The organism is Bacillus sp. SRB_331, assembly GCF_003264175.1.
Taxonomy (GTDB): domain Bacteria; phylum Bacillota; class Bacilli; order Bacillales; family Bacillaceae_G; genus Bacillus_A; species Bacillus_A mycoides.
The window spans coordinates 302,610-317,507 of record NZ_NADV01000021.1 but is presented as its reverse complement, the minus strand read 5'-3'; the positions used below and the strand labels follow the sequence as shown (position 1 = coordinate 317,507).

Here is a 14,898-nt window from a genome sequence, read left to right as displayed (position 1 = left end):
CTTTATTGAAATAAAGGTATGTTAGGATCTTTAACGTGCTCACATAATAAAATATGAATTTGCCCGCGATGATGATAAAAATGTGCAACGATTTCAAGCAACCATTCGAATCGAGAGTAAGAAATACCCCAATAAGCAGTCATAATTTCCGCTAATTCTTCATTGGAATAGGATAAAAAAGTTTTAGAAAGTAAATCGTACCCTTGTATCATCGTTTGCTGTATTTGAGTAATTGTTTCTGGTGTTTGTTCTATATAAAAGGTATGTAAGTCTTTTTCCGTAATACCATTTAATATGAGTAAATCAGCGTGGCAAATAAGGGAAAGATGTGTACACATTTCAAATAATGACCGCTTTGATTCAATCGACTTTATTTTCAAATCACTTTCAGTATATTGGTTCAGTATTTGAATGGAAGTATCGATAGCAATTTTAACTTGATTCAATGCAGATGGAACAAACATTGTAATTATTCTCACCTCCGTATATAATAGTTTCTTAAGGGTATTATATCATACTCAAAATTCCGAAAATTCTAGTAGTTTGACTAGCATAGTGAAAAGTATTATATTGTAAAAGGTCATATGAAACGTGAAATAGAATGGAATGTAATTATTGAGTTAGGAGTTAGACCAATGAGCTTGAAATATGGAAGAGATACAATTGTTGAAGTTGACTTAAATGCGGTAAAACATAATGTAAAAGAATTTAAAAAACGTGTGAATGATGAAAATATTGCAATGATGGCTGCTGTAAAAGCGAATGGGTATGGTCATGGGGCAGTTGAAGTTGCGAAATCGGCTATTGAAGCAGGAATAAACCAACTTGCAGTTGCATTTGTAGATGAAGCAATTGAATTAAGAGAAGCTGGAATCACTGTACCTATTTTAATTTTAGGATATACACCAGTAGCAGCTGTAGAAGATGTAATTCAATATGACGTTATGATGACTGTTTATAGAGTAGAAGATTTACAAGGTATAGATGAAGTTGCAAACCATCTTCAAAAGAAAGTGCGAATTCATGTGAAAATTGATACAGGAATGAGCCGTATTGGTTTACAGGAAGAAGAAGTTAAACCGTTTTTTGAAGAGTTAAAACGTATGCGATATGTAGAAGTAGTAGGGATGTTTACACATTACTCTACCGCTGATGAAATAGATAAAACTTATACAAATATGCAAACAAGTTTGTTTGAGAAAGCTGTAAATACAGCGGAAGAATTAGGAATTCATTTTCCATATATTCATAGTTCAAACAGCGCAGGATCAATGGAACTTAGTAACACATTTCAAAATATGGTTCGTGTCGGTATTGGAATTTACGGTATGTATCCTTCAAGAGAAGTGGATCATACAGTTGCTTCCTTACAGCCAGCGTTGTCTTTAAAATCAAAAGTAGCTCATGTTAAACATGCGAAGAAAAATCGTGGTGTTAGCTATGGGAATACTTATGTAACAACGGGCGAAGAATGGATTGCAACTGTACCGATTGGTTATGCTGATGGTTATAATCGTCAGCTATCTAATAAAGGGCATGCACTAATAAACGGAGTACGAGTACCTGTAATTGGCCGTGTTTGTATGGATCAGCTTATGCTAGATGTTACAAATGCAATGCCAGTACAAGTAGGAGACGAAGTTGTATTCTACGGCAAACAAGGTGAAGAAGAGATTGCGGTGGAAGAAATAGCAGATATGCTAGGTACAATTAACTATGAAGTTACATGCATGTTGGATAGAAGAATTCCACGTGTTTATAAAAAAAATGATGAAACGACTGCGGTTGTAAATATACTAAGAAAAAAATAAGAAAAAACTGAATCGATATGATTCAGTTTTTTTATTTTTGACAAATGAAAAATGTTCTATTTATACCGTGTAGTTGTATATTGTTACATCCTACAGATTTTAAAGAGGTAATAATTTCGTCTCTAAAATAACATGATTCCTCGGTAGAAAAGTCACTCCTATTTCAACAATCTATAATAATCATACTTTGTCATAATTTCAAAACCACATTGTGTATATAGTTTTAAAGCATTGTTATTTTTCGTTTCGACGTCTAGTTCAATTGTTGAAACTCCTTCTGTAATAAGTGTATGTACCATATAACTAAGAATATCTTTACCATATCCTTTACCTTGATAAGAAGGATGAACTGCAAATCCTGATAGTGTAGTAGATTGCTCTTGCTCAGTAACTGTAATCGTTCCTATCACTTTTTCATCGATAAGAGCACTGTAAACTTGATGGGAAGATGAATTCATCATCTTTTGTAACCATGTGGATGTATTTGCTGCCGAATCTCCAAAAGCTTCACTAGCCATTTCTATAAGATCAGGAAGTAATTCAGAAGATGCAACGGTAAGATTAATATTATTTTTCATTGTTTTTTGTGCTTCGTTTGTTTTGAACTCCATACCGTATTCACTGTATAAATAAGGAAAGTTCATTTGTTTTGCAAATGATTTCCCTGAAATAGAGTCACCATTAATTATAAGAAGGGCTTCATCAGCCTCTCTTTTTTGTATTTCTTTCATTGCGGTTTGTAAAAGAGTAGTGCCTATATGTTGTTTCCTATAGTTCGGATGAACAAACCCTATTAACTCCAGTTTTGTTGGTCTCTCAAAGTCATACATACTTAATGCACCGATTAATTGAGTATCATCATAAAATAGAAAATCATTTACCACTTCTATATTACGGGCAGTTAAAAAGTTTATATGTAAATCTGACGAGTAATCAATTTGATCGTGTTGTCCGCAAATATGAGATAAATCTTTCATTTGCTGAATTTCGTTTGCTGTTAAAGATTTCTTTTGTTCAATATTCATTTCATAATCCCTCTCATTCGTATTTAAAAATAGGATGGATGACGCAACCACTTGTCTAACTCCACACTGCCCTGAACAGATAATAACCGGTACAAATATCGATAGGGATGTCTACATTCTTCAAGACGAGGAATGGGCATAATGGTTTCGTAACCTTGTTTAAAAGCATGAGCCTCTTTTTCTGTAAGTACATATTCTAATCCAATAAAATCAAACTCTCGTGGAGCAATTGCATAAGCTTCTGTATCTACTAAACCAGTAATAGATTGATCATCTGATAAAAACTGGGTAGGATCCATATCAATTAAAACGAGTGTAGGTTCCTTCGGTGACGGCAAGGAAGAGAGCTGTGACTCAAAAGTATGAAATGCGTTTTGGATGCTCGCGTTATCGGAATAGAACCTATTTACAAGATCTTTACTGACTTTTAATATGTGAGACTTAAATTCTTCTAGTGGAATGTGGAAAGTATTTGATGGGTTTCCTATAAACTCTGCTTGAAACGAATGAATTTCTGCTAGTCCTTTTCCAAGGCTGAATAAAATAGAATCAGGTTGTCCGAAAAATGATTGCAGCGTATTTCCGGTTAGTTTTTCGACGATTACATACTCTCGCTCATTTAAAACATGTTTTTGCAAAATAGTCGGGATGGGCAAGGTAGTATGCTTTTTCAATAATGCGTGTATTGTTTCTAAATGATGTACATGCCTTGGATCAATTCCAAAAAGGTTTTTACATCCCCACCAAAAATCATTGTTGGGCTCTTCAGTCATTTTTGAGGAACGAACAATAACTTCTTCAGTTTCTGTTTTAACAAGAAACACGTCGCTTGCATGGTCTTCATAGCCCGGATGTAGTGCTTGAACAGATATAATAGGTGAAATGAATAGTTGTTGTAGCATGAAAGGACTCCTTATTCTGTAAATTCTATAAATTCATTATATAACAGAATATGTACCAAGTGGATAATGATGGGGACAACATAGAACTTAAATAAATTTATGGTGAGAAATCAGTGTGAAAATTATATTTTTCTAGTTTTGTATGAATTATCAAAATAATGTTTCTGATGATAAATCTGTAAAAATGCCTGAATGTAAATCCCGTATTTTTCAATAAATGAAAGGTTAAGCCTACTTTTATAAGAGTTATAATGTAGGTTATGAAAAATATTTCTCAATAATAAAATGAAGAGAAAAATATGAAGAAGTAGAATAGATTACTTAATAGTTTTAAATTAATTAATATGATTAACTATTAATTATATTAGATAGGAGAGAATATTATGGCAAATGTACTCGTAATAAATTTCCCTGGAGAAGGTCATATAAATCCGACTTTAGCTATTGTAAGTGAGTTAATTCGGCGAGGGGAAACAGTTGTTTCGTATTGTATTGAAGATTATAGAAAGAAGATTGAAGCAACAGGTGCAGAATTCCGAGTGTTTGAGAATTTCCTCTCTCAAATTAATATTATGGAACGAGTAAATGAAGGTGGGAGTCCTTTGACGATGCTATCTCATATGATTGAAGCATCAGAGCGTATTGTTACTCAAATTGTAGAAGAAACAAAAGGGGAAAAGTACGATTACTTGATATACGATAATCATTTTCCAGTAGGACGTATTATAGCGAATGTTTTAAAATTACCTAGCGTTTCTTCTTGTACAACGTTTGCTTTTAATCAGTACATTACTTTTAATGATGAACAAGAATCGAGACAAGTAGATGAAACTAATCCATTATATCAATCTTGTTTAGCGGGAATGGAAAAATGGAATAGGCAGTATGGAATGAAATGTATTAATATGTATGATATTATGAATCATCCTGGTGATATTACTATTGTATATACTTCAAAGGAATATCAGCCGCGTTCAGATGTATTCGATGAATCGTATAAGTTTGTCGGTCCATCAATTGCTACTCGAAAAGAAGTAGATAGCTTTCCTATGGAAGATTTAAAAGATAAACAATTGATTTTCATTTCTATGGGAACAGTTTTTAATGAACAACCTGAGTTATATGAAAAATGTTTTGAAGCGTTTAAAGATGTAGAAGCGACAGTCGTATTAGTTGTTGGTAAGAAGATAAATATAAGTCAATTTGAAAACATTCCGAATAACTTTAAGTTGTATAATTATGTGCCGCAATTAGAAGTATTACAGTACGCTGATGTATTCGTGACACACGGTGGTATGAATAGTTCGAGTGAAGCACTATATTACGGTGTCCCGTTAGTTGTAATTCCGGTAACAGGAGATCAGCCTTTAGTTGCGAAACGAGTGAGTGAAGTAGGAGCTGGAATAAGGCTTAATCGTAAAGAATTAACTTCTGAATTGTTACGTGAGACTGTAAAGAAAGTAATGTATGATGTAACGTTTAAGGAAAATAGTCGTAAAGTTGGAGAGTCACTTCGAAATGCTGGTGGGTATAATAGAGCAGTTGATGAAATATTTAAAATGAAAGTGAATTCATACTTAAAACTTAAATAAATGTTTGGAGCACACTTACTGAAATACGTAAGTGTGTTTTTATAAATAAATTACATAAAAAATCACTATAAAGGTGAAACTTTTGTGTATATAAACTGATATCTTTGAATTAGTAGTAAAATTACGTTAAAATAATACTAAGAAAATATATAAGTTTTGGGGGTAATGAATGAAAAAATTATTCGAATACGTATTATTAACAATTGGATCCATTATTGTAGCGGGCTCACTAGAACTTATTTTAGCGCCTAATGGCCTAGTAGACGGTGGGGTAACTGCGATTGCTATTATGGCAAATAAAGTTGCAGGATTACCGCTTTACGGAGTGTTTTTAGGACTTAATATTCCTATTTTGTTATTTACTGCAAAAGTAATGGGTAAGAAGTTCTTTATCCGTACGTCTTATGCAAATGTTGTTACAACACTTGGATTGATTTATTTAAAGCCATTTCCAGCAATTACAACTTCGGAATTATTAATTGTACTTTACGGAGGAGTTCTATTTGGAGTTGGTGTTGGGATCGTTGTAAAAATGGGCGGGGCAATTGATGGCTCAGAAATGTTAGCTGTTTGGATGAACAAACACTTTAAAGTACCAATTAGTACATTTTTACTTGCTGTAAATGCGGTTATTTTTGTATTTGTTGCCATTTTATTTTCAATCGAACAAGCGATGTTCTCATTAGCTATTTTCTATATTGTTACGAAAATGATTGATTTCATATTAGATGGTATTAATCAAGGAAAGAGCGTTATGATTATTTCTGGGAAAAATAAAGAAATAGGCGATTTGCTTATGAAAGAATTGCAATTATCCGTTACGTATCTACATGGAGAAGGTGGTTTTTTAGGAGAGCACAAGAAAATCATTTATTGTATTACAAACCGTTTCATTTATCCAAAAATGAAAGATCTCGTTCTCTCTGTAGATCCAACCGCTATAATTGAAGCTTCCTATTCAACAGAAACAACTGGTGTTAAGCGTCCAGGAAGGACTGCTCGATCAGGAGACGTATCAGAAAAATAGTGTGTAAAATAACTCCACATAAGTATAACTTATGTGGAGTTATTTTACTTAGGGAACCAGGCTTCCTTTAGTAATTTGACTACAATTTCGATACTATCTTCGGGAATGCTGCCGAAACCGAGTAGTACATATGACGCCTCTCTTAAATTATGTACAGAATCATATGTAGAGAGTGGGTATAATTTGATTTGTTGTTTTGCAGCAGTATGAATAAGTTCTTGTTCGTTCATACCACTATGAACATGAAGTACGATATGCAGTCCAGACTGTTCGCCAAGTATTTGAACACGAGATCCCATTTCATTTTTGATAGATTTAACTAGTAATGTGTGCTTTCTTTTATATAACGTACGACTACGGTTCAAATGGCGCTCCCAATCACCATTGTGAATAAAGGTTGCAAAAGCGAGTTGCTGTATTGTGGAAACAGTTTGTTTAAACTTACCTTCAAGCTCTGTATAGATTTTTAATAGATGAGTTGGTAAAACGATATACCCCATTCGCAAAGAAGGTAAGAAGGATTTCGAGAAAGTTCCCATATAAATAACGCGTTCATTTGAATCTAGTCCTTGTAAAGAGGGAATAGGTTTTCCTACATAACGAAATTCTCCGTCATAATCATCTTCAATAATATATCCTCCGCAATCATTGGCCCATCTTAATAATTCGAGCCTTCTAGATAATGGCATAATCATTCCAAGAGGAAATTGGTGTGATGGAGTGACGTATGCTACATTGGAACGTGATTCACGTAAAGCTGAAATACGAATCCCTTTATCGTCTAATGAAATAGGGTGAACAGGAAGACCAGAACTTTGAATCATGGCAGTTATACGGTGAAATCCAGGGTTTTCGATTCCGTATTCTTTTTTTGAACCAAGCAGTTGAAGTAGTAGCCAAAGAAGAGGCTGCGTACCGGCTCCGATAATAATTTGATCAGGTGAAGAATGTACCCCGCGGGCATGGTATAAATATTTTGAAATATGCTCTCGTAGAACGAACTCACCTTGAGGATCTTCTCTAGCAAATAATTCATTTTCATATTGGAATAAAGTTTCTTGTAAAGCTCTTTTCCAGTTTGTAATTGGAAAAGCTTTTTGATCAATCAGTCCTTGGCTACAATCATAGTCATATTGTTCTTTTTTTATATTGTTAGCGCTGTTTGACACAACTTGTTGTTTATTTTGAATGACATCAATATCAACTTCTGCAACAAAAATCCCACGTTTCGGTTTACTTTCTACATAACCTTCAGCTAGTAATTGTTGATAAGCAGATTCAACAGTAATACGGCTAACATTAAGTTGTACCGCTAAGTTTCTGTGAGAAGGAAGGCGTGTACCGGCAGGCAGTGATCCCTGAGAGATTTCTCGTTTCATATATTCGTAAATTTGTAAATAAATTGGTGTTTTACTCTCTAATTGCAATGGGATAGTAAGATCCATTTTATGAATTCTCCTTTAAAAACTGGCCATATAAAAAATAATCGAACTGTCACTTAAGTGAGGGGCAGTTACTTTTTATAATAATGATATAACATTTAGAAAACTTTATAAATAGTAAGGAGAGAATAATAATGAATATTAGAGAAGTAGTAACAGAAGCTGATTTACATGATGTATTCCCCGTATTACAGCAATTACGAACGAAACTTTCAAGAGAAGAAGCAAGTTCTTTATTTCAAAAAATGAAAGAAGAAAATTATAAACTACTTTCGTTACAGAATGAAGATGATGAAGTTGTTTGTCTTGCTGGTGTAGCAATTTGTACGAACTTTTATAATGAGAAACATGTTTTCGTATATGACCTTGTAACTGCGGAAGCTCACAGATCGAAAGGATATGGTAAAGTTCTTCTGTCATATGTAGAAAAATGGGGGAGAGAAAAAGGGTGCAGTTCTATCGTTCTTACATCAGCGTTTCCAAGAGTTGATGCCCATCGTTTTTATGAAAGAGAAGGCTATGATAAGGTAAGTTATTCTTTTTATAAAGAGTTATAATATTAAGTAGGTTCTATGTGAGGTAACATATAGAACCTACTTTTATTTAGAAGTTTAAGATGAAGAGGGTTAATTGCTTATTTTGTCGAATAGTTTCTTTATAATTGAGACGATAATATTGAATTTAAAGAAGGTTAGGGGAGTTCATACTTGGAAAAAATTCAGAAACTATTAATCCCAAAAGGTGTAAGAGTTATCGTAATATCTGATATTCATGGCGAATTAAATCTTTTAAAGGAATTATTACATAAAGTTAATTTTAAAGATGAAGATTATTTAATTATTAATGGTGATCTTTGTGAGAAAGGAAGAAATAGCATTGGCGTCGTAAACTATGTGATGGATCTAGTAGTTAGCAAGCAAAATGTTTATGTAATTGAAGGGAATTGTGAAGCTGTAGTTGAAGCGCTTGTAAATGAAAATCCTGCGCTAATAAATTATTTATGTACGAGAAAGAATACAATTTTTAATGAATGGTTAGCGAAATTGAACGTTACCGTTAATGAAGAAAGTGATATTTGTGAAGTGAAAAAAATATTGATGAGCCATTTTTCAAAAGAAATAAAGTGGCTAACAGAGCTGCCAACTGCTATTGAAACGGATGATTATATCTTTGTACATGCTGGCCTTGAAGATAGAGAGAATTGGAGACAAACAGACAGGAAAAATGCAATTGCAATACCAGAGTTTTTTAATAAGTCACATAGTGCGGATAAGTACGTAATTGTTGGACATTGGCCTGTTGTGAACTATTCCGAGGAGGCGCCGTCTAACAATCCAGTTATTGATAAGGAGAAAAAAATTATTGCGATTGATGGTGGTAATGCGATTAAAGAAGCAGGGCAATTAAATGCATTTATTATTCAGAGGACAACTTCAGGTGATACGTTTTCTTATACATATGTAGATCATTTTCCACAGTATGAAGTATTGGCTGATTTTAATGCGAATTCAGTAATGCAGGGCGGGGTTACATATCCACATTATTACATAGAACCTGTGAAGAGAATGAAAGGTTTTACCGTATGTAAACAACTAGGAACAAATGAATTACTTCATGTGAAAAACGAGTATATAAAGCAACTTGAATCAGGTGAGTATACAGTGAAAACGGATATTTCTTGTGCGCAAATCAGTATTAGAAAAGGAGATACAGTTTCTTTAATTGATGGTAGCTGCATGGGATATGATTTAATTAAAAAAGATGGAGTAGAGGGCTGGATAGAGAAAGGGATTCTACTTGAGGTAGAAAAGAAGGGAAATACAATATTTAGCTAAAATGGGAGGGATATAACCTCCTGTTTTTTATTAACTATGCTACGAGCTCGTACTTCATCCAATTTTTTCCGAAGTTCAGTTTCTAAATTAAACTCGAAAAAATTGGCTAATTTATATAAATAATTCGTATCATATAACAAAATTATACAAAATAGAGTGGAGTTTTGTTTTGATTTTTCTGAAAAAATATTATAATTGTATATGAAATAAAGAGGAATGTAGGAGGAAATTATGCAAAACGTTATATTAAAGGGGAACAAAGTTACAATTCGTACAATAGAAGAATCAGATATAAAAGAATTATGGAGTATTGTATATAAGGAAGAACATCCAGAGTGGAAAAGATGGGATGCACCATACTTTCCGTTCTCAATTCAGAAATATTCATCATACAAAGAGAAATTACAATTACGTTTAAAAGAAGAACCGTTATCAAATCTTATTGTGGAAAATAATGGTCAAATTATTGGGGCAGTAAGTTTTTATTGGGAACATAAACCGACGCGTTGGTTGGAGATGGGGATTGTTATTTATGATCCAGCATACTGGAATGGTGGCTACGGTACAGAAGCATTAACACTATATAGAGATTTACTATTTGAAAATATGGAGATTGGTAGAGTTGGGCTCACAACTTGGTCTGGCAATGAAAGAATGATGAAAGTAGCGGAGAAAATAGGAATGAGCTTAGAAGGTAGAATGCGAAAATGCCGATATTATAACGGGACATACTATGATTCTATTCGAATGGGAATGATTCGTGAAGAATGGGAAGTGCTATGTGTAACGAAGGGGTGAGGAAGCATGTACGCTATTATTGCTACATTTGATTGTGTGTTCACTAATAAAATTAGAGAATTGCAAAATGAATTAACAAATATAATTGGAACAAATCCACTAGCCGGAGTAGAACCACATATTACATTGGCTGATTATAATGAGTTAGATGTTAATTTATATACTGAGAAGTTAGAGGAGTTTGTAGTTTTTCAAGAGAACATTGCTGCTGTAACTTTTCCTTCTGTTGGAACTTTTCCTACTAATAGAACGATCTTTCTAGCACCAACCATTACCGATGAGTTATTAAGACTTCATCATTCTTATCATGATTATTTCAAAGTTTTTCATGATAATCTACAGTCATATTACGTACCAGGAAAATGGGTTCCGCATTGCACGATTGCTAATGGGTTAAATTCAAATCAATTTTTAAGTGTAATGGAATATATATATGAAAAGTTTGATGTTACACTAGCTTCGATTGAGAAGTTAAAATTAATTAAGGTAAATTATGAAGATGGTTCTGCCGTTTCTTCTAGTATTTTAGCAGAGTGTAATTTAAAGAGAATGGAGACATCGAGATGACATATGTAATTAGAGAAATGAAGCAAGAAGATATTCATGCTGTACAAAACGTAGCGAAAATAGCTTGGCATGATACTTACGAAGGAATTATTCCGGGAGAGATTCAAGACAACTTTTTAAATGAAGCGTATTCCGATGAAAAAATGAAATATCGTCTTGAAAATACACATTTATTTGTTGCGGAAGAAGAGGGAGAAGTAATTGGCTTTGCAAATTTTTCACCAATTAGACTGCAAAACGAAGCAGAATTAGGTGCAATTTATTTGTTGCCAGATCAGCAAGGGAAAGGGATAGGGACAGCTTTGTTACAAAAAGGGATCACGACGTTAAAAGGGATTCGAAAAATGTACATTCATGTAGAAGCGGAAAATGAAAAAGGAAAACGATTTTATGAAGCAAAAGGTTTTGCGGCTTTAGAGCAATTTGAAGAAGATTTCGAAGGACATATGCTGCAAACAGTGAGAATGGTTTTATACATATAAGGAGGATCAGAAATGAAAATTTTTGATTTCAGTGAAAAAGTGGGAGAGCATATATCAGCATTTCAATCTAACTTTATAATGTCAAAAATATTAAAACATCAAGGGAATATACATATCGGTTCTATGCATCTACAACCGAATGGAGTTATTGGATATCATGAAGCAGTTGTATCTCAACTGCTTCTAATTGTACAAGGAGAAGGATTGGTTTGCGGATCAGATAAAGAAAAAGTGAAGATAGGAGCTGGACAAGCTGCGTTTTGGGCGAAGGGCGAGTTACATGAAACGAGTACGGAAAAAGGATTGATGGCAATTGTAATTGAGTCAGACGGTCTTGAAAATGGTATTTCAATGATGATTAGAGGGCAGGAGGGAGAAAGGAATGATTACAAAAGCGGATGAGGAAGAAACGAAACAAATATTACATTATGCAGCTCAATCACTTTTCGAAGGAACGAGAGGAAATTGTCAACTAAGTACGGAAAAAGCGATTGAAATTACAAAACCTTTAGTAGAAAAAGGGGCATATTATATAGTTACAAAGGAAGAAAATAAAGTAGTGGGATGGATACTAATAGGAGAAAATGTGGACTATTTCTCTCGTGAAAAACTCGGTTTTATTTATGAATTGTATGTTTTTTCAGAGTATCGCGGGAGAGGATTATCACGAAAACTAATGAAAGCTGGGATCAAGGAACTACAAGAAAAGTATTCAGAAATTCGCCTGAATGTATTTACAGGGAACTTTGCAAAAGAAATGTACGAAGATTTTGGCTTCGTTGAAAGACAAGTAATCATGACGTTGAAGTGAGAAAACGATTTTATGTGGGCGAAGAAACAAGAAAAAGAAAATGAGTATGTAATTTGCAAAGGTTATATTCTGAATTTTGGGCAAAAAAAGTTTTCTTATTATTAAATAGAGGTAGAAGCGCTTAGCAGTCCTTTTAAAAAAACAATAACATTATATTATATAATATAATGTTATTATGTTAAAAGAGAAATTTTGGAAAAATATCATTTTTTTATTTAGAAATTTTTAAATTATTGATATAATCAATTTGTAGAATTGATTTCGGGTTAATTTTACTATTTTAAAATTTTAAGGGGGATTTAATAATGGCAGGACAAATTCGTATGTCACCAGAGGAGCTTAAATCAAAAGCGACTCGATATGGACAAGGTGCAAATCAAATTGAGGACATTTTACGTCAGTTACAAAACTTACAAAATGAATTAAGAGGAGAATGGGAAGGTCGTGCTTTCGAAGGTTTTGATCAACAGTTCAATCAATTAAAACCAAAAGTACAAAACTTCGCAGAGCTATTACAAGAAATTAATATGCAGCTTAATAAAACTGCAGAGGCTGTTGCTAGACACGACGAAGATCTTTCTCGTAATTTCGGTCTACAATAAAAACGGGCAAAAGAAATATATAATTTAGCCATGCAACTTTTGTTGTATGGCTAAATTGCTTTAAAACTAGAGTAAGATAATGAGTCCTTAACTTAATAGACTCGCAGCCGCAGGAGTGATAAGTAGTGAAAAAGTTTAAGTGGAGCATCTTGTTGTTTATTATTTTAGCTCTTGTGCTATCAACAGGAGTCTCCTATTTAGCATTAAATCAAAATGTTAAGAAAGCTAATGAGAATAGCACGCCAAAAATGACAGTTGCATTAGTAAATGAAGATCAAGGAACTGTATTTGAAGGGAATAAAATAGCGTTTGGAGATCAATTTGTTAAAAATGTAAATAAAAATACGAAACAAGAATGGTACGTAGTTAGTCGCGGAGTAGCAGAAAATGGTTTGAAAAATAATAATTACAATATGATGATTGTAATACCTAATGATTTTTCTAGGAAGGCCGTTGCGATTGATTCAGAACTGCCGGAGAAATTAACGTTAAACTACAAAGTAAACGCGACTGGGAATAAAGATTTGAAAGCTGAAGCTGAAAATACAGCTTCTATGATTTTGGAGGACTTTAATAAACAAATAATTGATGTTTATTTTGCAAGTATTATCGGAAAATTGCAAGGCGCACAAGATAATATAGGTAAAATAATTGAAAAAGGAAACACTCAAACAAATATATACAAAAAAGATGTACATAGTCCGTTGGCAAATTATACAAATCAATTTAAAACGGTACAAGACTATACAGGAATTTCTGTTAATAGTTTTAAAGGATTTCAGGATGTCTTAAAAGGGTTTGGTCAAACATTAGATGAAGGAAATAAATCTAATAATACTTATTTGGAAGGTTTTAATAACTTTCAAAAAATGCAATCTGATAATAATTTGTTAGCTAATAATTTTTCGAGTCAATTTAATCAATCTATGAGTGAGATGGGTGCAGGTGATGCTTTAAAGCAGTTAAGCTCACTGGAATCGGCAAATAAAATTATTGCAAATCAATTTATGCTTTCAGAGAAAGAACCAAATATTTTAGCTGATGCTTCAGCAATTCAAAAATATTTAACAGATGTAAAAAAATAAGTATCAGAATATGATACAGAACTTGCAGGGAAGTTAGAGAGTGATATTCAAGGGACGATAATTAAAAAGTTAAAGCAATCCATGTCGAACGATGGAAAGCAAGAGATCTTTATAAATACATTAATGAAACAACCAGATGTTCGAATAAAGAAACAAATCGAAAGTTTAATTGCAAAATTACCTAGTTTAAACATGGAAGAAATCGTTCAAAGTGAATTGCCAGATGCAACGAAATTACAACTGCAAAATGTAATCCAATTTACAAATAAATATAATAAAGAAAATAATTTTTATTATGATCCTGTAAATAAAATATCTTTAGGAAATGCCATTAAAGAAGTAAAGGATAGACTTTATAAAGAGGGAATTACATTTAGTGATACGGCGAACGTAATTAAAATGGAATCTTCACAAACCTTGAAGATAAATATTCCAGAAGAATTTGAACTATATGGAAATACAGGGGCTTTACATATTGATGATGTGGATCGTACAAGTGACTTTCTTCAAAGCGAAGCAGGAGAAATTACAATACCTCCTCGTAATGAAGGGGATATAAAGAGTAATCTGCATGTGAAGTTAAAAAATCCAAACATCAATATAGATGTTTTCTCTCCTGTAATGTGGGACTGGAAATTGAGTGGGAATCATAAAAAAGAAACTAGTTCTGAAAAAGAAGAACCTAATAAAGAAGATAAAGGAACACAAACTGAAAACAGCAAGGTGGAAAATGTGGTTCATAAATCACAGTATGGCATAATGCCGTTAGTACACAATGCTAAAAAACCTATTATCAAAAAAATGGAAAATACAACAGGGAATAACGGAGGAAGCCAAGAAGGTGGATCTGGAATAGGTAACGGAGGAAACCAAGAAGGTGGAACTGGGACAGGTAACGGAGGAAACCCAAACCCTGGAA

Annotated in this window: 15 protein-coding genes and 2 pseudogenes; 12 read left to right on the top strand and 5 right to left on the bottom strand. The window is 33.2% G+C overall.

Annotated features, from left to right (window positions below):
- Nucleotides 1-2 precede the first annotated feature (2 nt).
- Nucleotides 3-464, bottom strand: coding sequence for a DinB family protein (locus B5P42_RS15650; protein WP_088039262.1), 462 nt, complete (start codon nucleotides 462-464; stop codon nucleotides 3-5).
- 171 nt (nucleotides 465-635) lie between these two features.
- Here B5P42_RS15650 and alr point away from each other — a divergent pair, with 171 nt between their 5' ends.
- The gene (gene alr, locus B5P42_RS15645; protein WP_002127023.1) at nucleotides 636-1,811 is read left to right on the top strand and encodes an alanine racemase; all 1,176 of its coding nucleotides are present in this window, start codon (nucleotides 636-638) and stop codon (nucleotides 1,809-1,811) included.
- A gap of 31 nt (nucleotides 1,812-1,842) precedes the next feature.
- Here the strand turns inward: alr and B5P42_RS32715 are convergent.
- The 3 genes and pseudogenes from B5P42_RS32715 to B5P42_RS15630 form a co-directional block, all read right to left on the bottom strand.
- Nucleotides 1,843-1,971: pseudogene (locus tag B5P42_RS32715) on the bottom strand (class I SAM-dependent methyltransferase); the annotation flags it as partial.
- A complete protein-coding gene (locus B5P42_RS15635; protein ID WP_113734610.1) occupies nucleotides 1,970-2,836 on the bottom strand; it encodes a GNAT family N-acetyltransferase in 867 nt (288 codons plus the stop codon). The pseudogene B5P42_RS32715 and the gene B5P42_RS15635, both read right to left, overlap by 2 nt.
- Nucleotides 2,837-2,859: 23 nt before the next feature.
- A complete protein-coding gene (locus tag B5P42_RS15630) occupies nucleotides 2,860-3,738 on the bottom strand; it encodes a phosphotransferase (RefSeq protein ID WP_113734609.1) in 879 nt (292 codons plus the stop codon).
- A gap of 383 nt (nucleotides 3,739-4,121) precedes the next feature.
- On the opposite strand from B5P42_RS15630, the gene B5P42_RS15625 reads away from it, so the two are divergent.
- On the top strand, nucleotides 4,122-5,330 hold the full coding sequence (locus B5P42_RS15625) for a macrolide family glycosyltransferase (RefSeq protein ID WP_002141425.1): 1,209 nt from the start codon (nucleotides 4,122-4,124) through the stop codon (nucleotides 5,328-5,330).
- A 169-nt stretch (nucleotides 5,331-5,499) separates the two neighbouring features.
- A complete protein-coding gene (locus B5P42_RS15620) occupies nucleotides 5,500-6,357 on the top strand; it encodes a YitT family protein (protein ID WP_060749812.1) in 858 nt (285 codons plus the stop codon).
- 44 nt (nucleotides 6,358-6,401) lie between these two features.
- Here the strand turns inward: B5P42_RS15620 and pdxR are convergent, their stop codons facing one another.
- Nucleotides 6,402-7,802 carry a MocR-like pyridoxine biosynthesis transcription factor PdxR gene (pdxR, locus tag B5P42_RS15615; protein ID WP_113734608.1) on the bottom strand — a complete coding sequence of 467 codons (1,401 nt, stop codon included), beginning with the start codon at nucleotides 7,800-7,802 and terminating at the stop codon, nucleotides 6,402-6,404.
- A gap of 131 nt (nucleotides 7,803-7,933) precedes the next feature.
- On the opposite strand from pdxR, the gene B5P42_RS15610 reads away from it, so the two are divergent.
- From B5P42_RS15610 to esaA, 9 genes and pseudogenes are all read left to right on the top strand, one after another.
- Nucleotides 7,934-8,356 (top strand): GNAT family N-acetyltransferase, encoded by a 423-nt coding sequence (locus B5P42_RS15610; RefSeq protein WP_003188852.1) that lies wholly within the window; start codon nucleotides 7,934-7,936, stop codon nucleotides 8,354-8,356.
- A 150-nt stretch (nucleotides 8,357-8,506) separates the two neighbouring features.
- Nucleotides 8,507-9,634, top strand: coding sequence for a metallophosphoesterase (locus B5P42_RS15605; RefSeq protein WP_113734607.1), 1,128 nt, complete (start codon nucleotides 8,507-8,509; stop codon nucleotides 9,632-9,634).
- Between the two features lie 231 nt (nucleotides 9,635-9,865).
- Nucleotides 9,866-10,432 carry a GNAT family N-acetyltransferase gene (locus B5P42_RS15600; protein ID WP_113734606.1) on the top strand — a complete coding sequence of 189 codons (567 nt, stop codon included), beginning with the start codon at nucleotides 9,866-9,868 and terminating at the stop codon, nucleotides 10,430-10,432.
- Between the two features lie 6 nt (nucleotides 10,433-10,438).
- Nucleotides 10,439-10,999, top strand: coding sequence for a 2'-5' RNA ligase family protein (locus B5P42_RS15595; RefSeq protein WP_044444200.1), 561 nt, complete (start codon nucleotides 10,439-10,441; stop codon nucleotides 10,997-10,999).
- Nucleotides 10,996-11,481 (top strand): GNAT family N-acetyltransferase, encoded by a 486-nt coding sequence (locus tag B5P42_RS15590; protein WP_002127033.1) that lies wholly within the window; start codon nucleotides 10,996-10,998, stop codon nucleotides 11,479-11,481. Before B5P42_RS15595 ends, B5P42_RS15590 begins: the two co-directional genes overlap by 4 nt.
- A gap of 12 nt (nucleotides 11,482-11,493) precedes the next feature.
- On the top strand, nucleotides 11,494-11,883 hold the full coding sequence (locus B5P42_RS15585) for a cupin domain-containing protein (RefSeq protein WP_113734605.1): 390 nt from the start codon (nucleotides 11,494-11,496) through the stop codon (nucleotides 11,881-11,883).
- On the top strand, nucleotides 11,864-12,292 hold the full coding sequence (locus B5P42_RS15580; protein WP_002127034.1) for a GNAT family N-acetyltransferase: 429 nt from the start codon (nucleotides 11,864-11,866) through the stop codon (nucleotides 12,290-12,292). The genes B5P42_RS15585 and B5P42_RS15580 overlap by 20 nt, the downstream gene beginning before the upstream one ends.
- Before the next feature lie 305 nt (nucleotides 12,293-12,597).
- The gene (locus tag B5P42_RS15575) at nucleotides 12,598-12,894 is read left to right on the top strand and encodes a WXG100 family type VII secretion target (RefSeq protein ID WP_000918598.1); all 297 of its coding nucleotides are present in this window, start codon (nucleotides 12,598-12,600) and stop codon (nucleotides 12,892-12,894) included.
- 125 nt (nucleotides 12,895-13,019) lie between these two features.
- Nucleotides 13,020-14,898: pseudogene (esaA, locus tag B5P42_RS32710) on the top strand (type VII secretion protein EsaA); the annotation flags it as partial.